Annotated in this window: 7 protein-coding genes and 2 tRNA genes; 4 read left to right on the forward strand and 5 right to left on the reverse strand. The window is 73.9% G+C overall.

The genetic code is table 11. From position 1 onward, the window contains the following. Nucleotides 1-153 precede the first annotated feature (153 nt). On the reverse strand, nucleotides 154-891 hold the full coding sequence (locus RKE29_RS27165; protein ID WP_312008314.1) for a response regulator transcription factor: 738 nt from the start codon (nucleotides 889-891) through the stop codon (nucleotides 154-156). 299 nt (nucleotides 892-1,190) lie between these two features. Between RKE29_RS27165 and RKE29_RS27170 the strand changes: the two genes are divergently transcribed. Continuing rightward, nucleotides 1,191-1,667, forward strand: coding sequence for a TetR/AcrR family transcriptional regulator (locus RKE29_RS27170; protein WP_312008315.1), 477 nt, complete (start codon nucleotides 1,191-1,193; stop codon nucleotides 1,665-1,667). A gap of 182 nt (nucleotides 1,668-1,849) precedes the next feature. Here the strand turns inward: RKE29_RS27170 and RKE29_RS27175 are convergent, their stop codons facing one another. From RKE29_RS27175 to RKE29_RS27185, 3 genes are all read right to left on the reverse strand, one after another. Next, nucleotides 1,850-2,056 carry a hypothetical protein gene (locus RKE29_RS27175; protein ID WP_312008316.1) on the reverse strand — a complete coding sequence of 69 codons (207 nt, stop codon included), beginning with the start codon at nucleotides 2,054-2,056 and terminating at the stop codon, nucleotides 1,850-1,852. Between the two features lie 173 nt (nucleotides 2,057-2,229). After that, nucleotides 2,230-2,302: transfer RNA gene (locus RKE29_RS27180), tRNA-Arg, on the reverse strand. 145 nt (nucleotides 2,303-2,447) lie between these two features. Next, nucleotides 2,448-2,708 carry a hypothetical protein gene (locus RKE29_RS27185; protein ID WP_312008317.1) on the reverse strand — a complete coding sequence of 87 codons (261 nt, stop codon included), beginning with the start codon at nucleotides 2,706-2,708 and terminating at the stop codon, nucleotides 2,448-2,450. 150 nt (nucleotides 2,709-2,858) lie between these two features. Here RKE29_RS27185 and RKE29_RS27190 point away from each other — a divergent pair, with 150 nt between their 5' ends. Further along, nucleotides 2,859-3,725: a TetR/AcrR family transcriptional regulator gene (locus RKE29_RS27190; RefSeq protein WP_312008318.1), complete on the forward strand. Its 867-nt coding sequence runs from the start codon at nucleotides 2,859-2,861 to the stop codon at nucleotides 3,723-3,725. Between the two features lie 116 nt (nucleotides 3,726-3,841). Here RKE29_RS27190 and RKE29_RS27195 read toward each other — a convergent pair. After that, nucleotides 3,842-3,931 (reverse strand) — tRNA-Ser (locus RKE29_RS27195). Between the two features lie 211 nt (nucleotides 3,932-4,142). On the opposite strand from RKE29_RS27195, the gene RKE29_RS27200 reads away from it, so the two are divergent. Together RKE29_RS27200 and ectA are read left to right on the forward strand one after the other, a co-directional pair. Further along, the gene (locus tag RKE29_RS27200) at nucleotides 4,143-4,682 is read left to right on the forward strand and encodes an SSI family serine proteinase inhibitor (RefSeq protein WP_312008319.1); all 540 of its coding nucleotides are present in this window, start codon (nucleotides 4,143-4,145) and stop codon (nucleotides 4,680-4,682) included. 451 nt (nucleotides 4,683-5,133) lie between these two features. Continuing rightward, nucleotides 5,134-5,697 carry a diaminobutyrate acetyltransferase gene (gene ectA / locus RKE29_RS27205; protein WP_312008320.1) on the forward strand — a complete coding sequence of 188 codons (564 nt, stop codon included), beginning with the start codon at nucleotides 5,134-5,136 and terminating at the stop codon, nucleotides 5,695-5,697. Nucleotides 5,698-6,045: the final 348 nt, after the last annotated feature.

The raw sequence follows: 6,045 nt of genomic DNA on the forward strand, positions 1-6,045 counted from the left end.
CGCGCGGGGCGGCGGGGTCCGGGGGCGTACGGGCCGGGGCCGGGCCGCCGCCTGCCGTGCCCGCACGCGCGGGCGGACGGCCGGGACCGGGACCGGCCGGGGAGCCGGGACCGAGTCCGGGCCGGGGCGGGACCGCGTGGCCTGACACGGCGGCTACTCCGCGGGCTTGATCAGGTATCCGGCGCCGCGCCGGGTGTGGATCATCGGGCCGCGGCCCGCGTCGATCTTGCGCCGCAGGTAGGAGATGTACAGCTCGACGACGTTGGCCTGCCCGCCGAAGTCGTAGGACCAGACCCGGTCGAGGATCTGCGCCTTGCTGAGCACGCGGCGCGGGTTGCGCATCAGGTAGCGCAGCAGCTCGAACTCGGTCGCCGTAAGGTGGATGTTCTCGCCGCCGCGCGCCACCTCCCGGCTGTCCTCGTCCAGCACGAGGTCGCCGACGGTCAGCAGCGACTCGCTGCGCACGGTGGCCGCGCCGGCCCTGCGCAGCAGCCCGCGCAGCCGGGCGACGACCTCCTCCAGGCTGAACGGCTTGGTCACGTAGTCGTCGCCGCCCGCGGTCAGGCCCGCGATGCGGTCCTCCACGGCGTCCTTGGCGGTCAGGAACAGCACGGGCACCTCGGGCTGCTCGCCGCGCAGCCGGCCCAGGACGGTCAGCCCGTTCATGTCGGGCAGCATGACGTCCAGGACGACCGCGTCCGGCCGGAACTCGCGGGTGGTGCGGATGGCCTCGGCCCCGTCGCCCGCCGACCGCACCTCCCAGCCCTCGTAGCGCAGCGCCATCGACAGCAGGTCGGCGAGCGCCGACTCGTCGTCCACCACGAGCACCCGGACGGGGCTCCCGTCGGGGCGCAGCAGCTCGGAGCGCCCCTGGGGCGTGGTTGCCTTCATACTCCCGAACCCTTCAGTCGGCGGCTGAGAGCACCCTTTCCCTTCCCTGTGAATCCGCTGAGAGTGCCCGCCGCGGGTCCGCACGGTCCGGATGCGGGCCGTACGGGCCGAGTACGGCTCGGTACGGACCGGAAACGGGGCCGGTACGGACGGAAACGGGGCCGGTACGGACGGAAACGGGCCCGGACACGGGGCGGACAGGACCTGGAAGGGAAACGGAGCCGAGCATTCCATGCGGGTGTACGACGATCGTACGGACGGCCGGAACAACCCGGGCGCCCACCCCGGTTGTGTGATGCATGGCACCTGATTCAGGCCTGACGCGCGCGCTCATGGAGGACCGCGCCCTGGCCCTGGGCGAGGCCGTCGAGACGGGCCCGCCGCCGCTGGGCCCGGGCGCGCCGCCCCGCGAGCGCCTGACGGCCTTCCTGGACGCGGTGGTCGACGTCGTCGGCCGCAGCAAGGGCCTGATGGCCGCGATCGGCCACGCCATGAGCACGGCGCCGCAACCGCCCGAGGAGCAGGCGGAGTCGCACCCGGTCTACCGCGCCTGGCACGGCCACGCCAGCCGCCTGATCGCCGAGGAGCGCCCGGACGCGGACGCCGACGTGCTGGCCCACCTGCTGCTCGCCGCACTGCACAGCGCGCCGGTCCTGGCCATGATCCAGGGCGAGGCCCCGCGCGTGGCCGCCGCGCTGCGGACCCTGGCGGCGGCCCTGCTGGACGCCCCGCCGGACGGCGCGCCAGGGACGACGGCGGGCGGGGCCGGGCCGTGACCCACCGGCCCGGGCCGGCACACCGCGCCGACCGGACCCGCGCCGACCGGCTCCGCGGCGTACGGACCGGCCGTTACGGACCGTCGTACAGACCCGAGTCGTACGGACCCGCGTCGTACAGACCCGCGGCCCGTACGGGACGGAGGAGCGCCCGGGGCCGACCGCACCCCGGGCGGCCCGCGTCAGCCCCTCCCGACCGCCCGCGCGGCGATGACCTTGCCGCAGTCGTCACAAGCCCGGCACCGGTAGCGGGCGCCGGTCGGGGCGATGTCCACGGGCCACGTGTTGTAGCTGCCGCACTCGATGCACTGGCCGCGCTCCACGACCCACATCGGCACCTGCATGGGCATCGGCCCGCCTCCCAGCAGACCGGCTTTGACACCTCTCATATGCGCGATCGTAGCGACGCCACTACAGCCCGTATACATGTCTGACGCGATCCCTGCCCGGAGCACGGCCGCATCCGGGAGCGCGCGGGCACGGCCTCACGCCCCCCGGCACGGCGCACGGAGAACGACAAAGCCCCGTCCCGGATGCCCGGAACGGGGCTCTTGCAGCACTGCGCGCTCGGCAGGATTCGAACCTGCAACCTCTTGATCCGTAGTCAAGTGCTCTATCCGTTAAGCTACGAGCGCCCGGCTTCCCGGCGATCTTGCTCTCTGTTGCCGTTCAGCGGTGCGGGGACAACATTACATGACCCGTGGCGCCAGGTGAAATCCATTAGCCGCACCCACGCCGACGTGCGCAAACACCTCATTCGAGGCCTCCGCCGACGGCTGTTCACGGACGGCCGGGAACGCCCGCGGAGTCCCGCGCGAGGGCCCGCCTGCGGCCCTCGTCCAGGACCGCGAGGAGCGCCAGGGCCACGACCGTCGCGCCGACCGCCGCCAGGTAGCACCAGGGAGCGGCCAGGTAGTTCGGGGCGCGCAGCCAGGTGCCGCCGCCGTCGCCCGCCAGGCGGTAGGCGACCGACAGCGGGCCCTCCCACAGACCCGGCACGGCCACCAGGACCGACAGCAGGCGGTACCAACCCTCGTCCACAGCCGACCCCCCTCGCTTCCCGGCACGACCCGTCGCCGCCGTGGATACGACCGTATCAACAACTTCCGCACAGCGCAGCAACCAACCCCCTTACCCAGGAGCAACGAGGCGACATTCGTCACGCACGCGAGATCCCGCTACGCTGCTCGCATGCGTGACGAAAAGCAGGCCCGATGCCGCGTCTGCCAGGCCGGCCTCCCCCCGGCCGCGCGGGGCCGGCCGCGCGCGTACTGCTCACGGGGCTGCCAGGCGAAGGCCTACCGGCGACGGCAGCGGCAGGCCCGGCCCGGGCGGACCGGCGACGCGGCCCACCCGGCCGGTCCCCCGGCTCCGGACGGGCCCGGTCCGTGCCGGGAGCCGGAGACGGCCGGGCGGGAGCCGGAGCGGACCGGGCCGGAGCCGGTCGGCACCGGCGGGCGGACGCGGCAGATCGCCGCCGCGGTGTGGCGGATCGCCGCCGACCGCGGCCTGGAGTCCGCGAGCATGCGGGAGGTCGCCGCCGAGGCCGGGGTCTCGCTGCGCGTGGTCCAGTACGCGTTCGGCACCAAGCACCGGCTCCTGGTCGAAGCCCTCCGGCTGCTCCACGAGGACAGCGAGCGCCACGCCCGCGCCCGGCTGGCCCGCCTGCCCGACCCGGACGACCCCCGGGCCGTGCTGCGCGCCGTGCTCGCGGAGTTCCTGCCGCTGGACGAGGCGCGGCGGACGAGCCTGCGGGTGCTCGTCGCCTACTACGTGCGCAGCCTGACCGACCCGGCCCTCCGCGCCGTCTTCCTGCACGGCGGGCAACCCCTGGAGAAACTGGTCGCCGCCCTCATCCGGCAGTGCGCCGACGCCGGCGCGGCAGCGCCCGGACTGGACCCGGAGCGGGAGGCCGACCTGCTGGTGTCGGGCGTCACCGGCCTCGGCCTCGACGTGCTGCACGGCACCCGTACGGTGGACGACGTGCTCCGTACGGTCGACTACCACCTCGCGCGGGTCCTCGGCCGGGGCCCGGCCGACGGCGACGGCGCGCCGTAAGCCCAGGACGGGCCACATGGCCGAACGGCCGAGCGGGCCGGCGGACCAGAGGGGTGCGGCCGGACAGACGACGAAGGGAGTCCGCGCCACCAGCGCGAACTCCCTCATCAAGCGAGCGGAGGCTCCGGGATTTGAACCCGGGATGGGGGGTAACCCCAAACCGCATTAGCAGTGCGGCGCCATAGACCAGACTAGGCGAAGCCTCCAGTTCACCCGCCGCGCCCGCGCGAGCGCGCTCGTGGCGTGTGCAGATGATGTCACAGCCCTCGGGATGCGACCAATCGCGGCCTACGGTACTAGGCGGAACACGGCAACGGCAAAGCCGTTCCGGGAGCGCAACGTACACGAGGTTGACGCGTTAGTGAGGGCAGGGGCGGCCCCGCCCCTGCCCTCACCTCAGCCCCAGGAGTCACGCCGATGCCTCTGCCCCGCCTCGTCGCCCGCGCCGCCCTCGCGGCCGTCACCGCCGCCGTGGCCTCCGTCGCCGCCCTCGCCTCCGCCGTCGCCGCACCTCCGGCCATCCCGTCGTCCGGCGGCCCCGGCCACGGCGCCCTGCACGGCCCGCTGCACCCGCATCCCCTGCCGCACCCCGTCCCGGGTCTGCCGCACGTGCCGCTCGCCGACCGGCTGCTGGTCACCGTCTCCGGCAGCGGTCACGCCTACGACGCGGCAACGTACGAGCTGCGCTGCCACCCGGCCAGCGGCACGCTGCCCCGCGCGCGCCGGGCCTGCCAGGAGCTGGACGGGCAGACGCGCTGGGGCCGGGACCCGTTCGCTCCCGTGCCGCAGAACGCGGTGTGCACCCGGCAGTACGGCGGTCCGGCCGTCGCACGGGTGCGCGGCAACTGGGCGGGCCGGCCCGTCGACGCCCGCTTCAGCCGCGCGGACGGCTGCGAGATCGCCCGCTGGGACCGGATGTCGGCCCTCTTCAGCGCCCGCACGTACGGGCGCGGGTGACCGGAACACGTCCACTGGGCCGCCCGGCGTCCGGTCGGCCGTGCCGGGAGGGGCGGCGGTCGCGGGCCGCCGCCCGAGCCCCGCCCGACCGCCACGAGCCGGTCGTCGCGCGAGGCGCCGATCGGGAACAGGTCTCCGGTGACGGCGCCGGCCATGAATACGAAACCCGCGTCCGGATAGACCCCCGATTGCTCCTGCCCGATCGACATCCCGCCAAACACAAAGATTCCGCTAACGCCGACACACGGAATTCACGTGAATCCCAGAATGGTCACACGCGGGTGATGCACTCCACACGCCGACCGTTTTGTCCCCAAAAATACTACACCAAAACGCCACTTTTCGCCGAGGTTCGCGCTCGCGTGCGCCCGCGCGTTAGCACAGGTCAGCGTCGAGAAGTAACCCCTTACACCAGTGCGATCGCGGTTTCCGGCCGGTAAATTCCATTTCCATGAACGCCGCACAAGCAGAACTCGCAAGCTGCCGGAGCGGAACAGCGAAAATGCCGGACGGGCTGGCACTCGACACACCGTGCGTCGAGGACGGAGCCGCGATCTGGCGCCTCGCCCGCGATTCCCGCGTCCTGGACCTCAACTCCTCCTACAGCTATCTGCTGTGGTGCCGGGACTTCGCCGCCACATCCGCGGTGGCCCGCGATCCCGAGGGTGATCCGGTCGGCTTCGTCACCGGCTACATCCGGCCGGAGCGGCCGCACACCCTGGTGGTGTGGCAGGTCGCCGTCGACGGCCCACAGCGCGGCAGAGGTCTCGCGGGCGCGCTGCTGGACGGGCTGACCGCGCGCGTCACCGACGAGGCGGGCGTGCGCGGCGTCGAGACGACCATCACGCCCGGCAACACCGCGTCGAACCGGCTGTTCACCGCCTTCGCCGAGCGGCACGGCGCGCGCGTCGAGCGCGAGGTGCTGTTCGACGGCGGGCTGTTCCCGGACAGCGCGCACGAGCCCGAGGTGCTGTACCGCATCGGCCCGCTCGGCCGCCCGGCGGCCCGCGTCTGACGCACCGCACCGGCCGGGCCAGCCCGTACGCGGTCCCCCGGCCGCCCGGCAACCGGCCCAGCGGCCCAGCGGCCCAGCGGCCGGATCGTCCCCCGGTCCGGATCGCCCCCTCCGCAGCCGGACCGCGTTTCCGTCCACCCGCTCGTCACCCGCTCGGTGATCACCCGTGCGCCCGGACCGGGCTTCTCCCGGCCCTCCCCCGGACGCCTCCCCCCACTCCCTTTCCTCTTACTTGTCCCTCCCCCCACTCAGGAGGACCCCTGTGACCCTCACTCCTCCCGCCCCGAGCCCTGCCCCGAGCCCTGCCCCGAGCCACGTCCCGAGCGTCTTCGAGAGCCTGGAGTCGGA

This window comes from Streptomyces sp. B1866 (assembly GCF_031932565.1).
GTDB lineage: Bacteria > Actinomycetota > Actinomycetes > Streptomycetales > Streptomycetaceae > Streptomyces.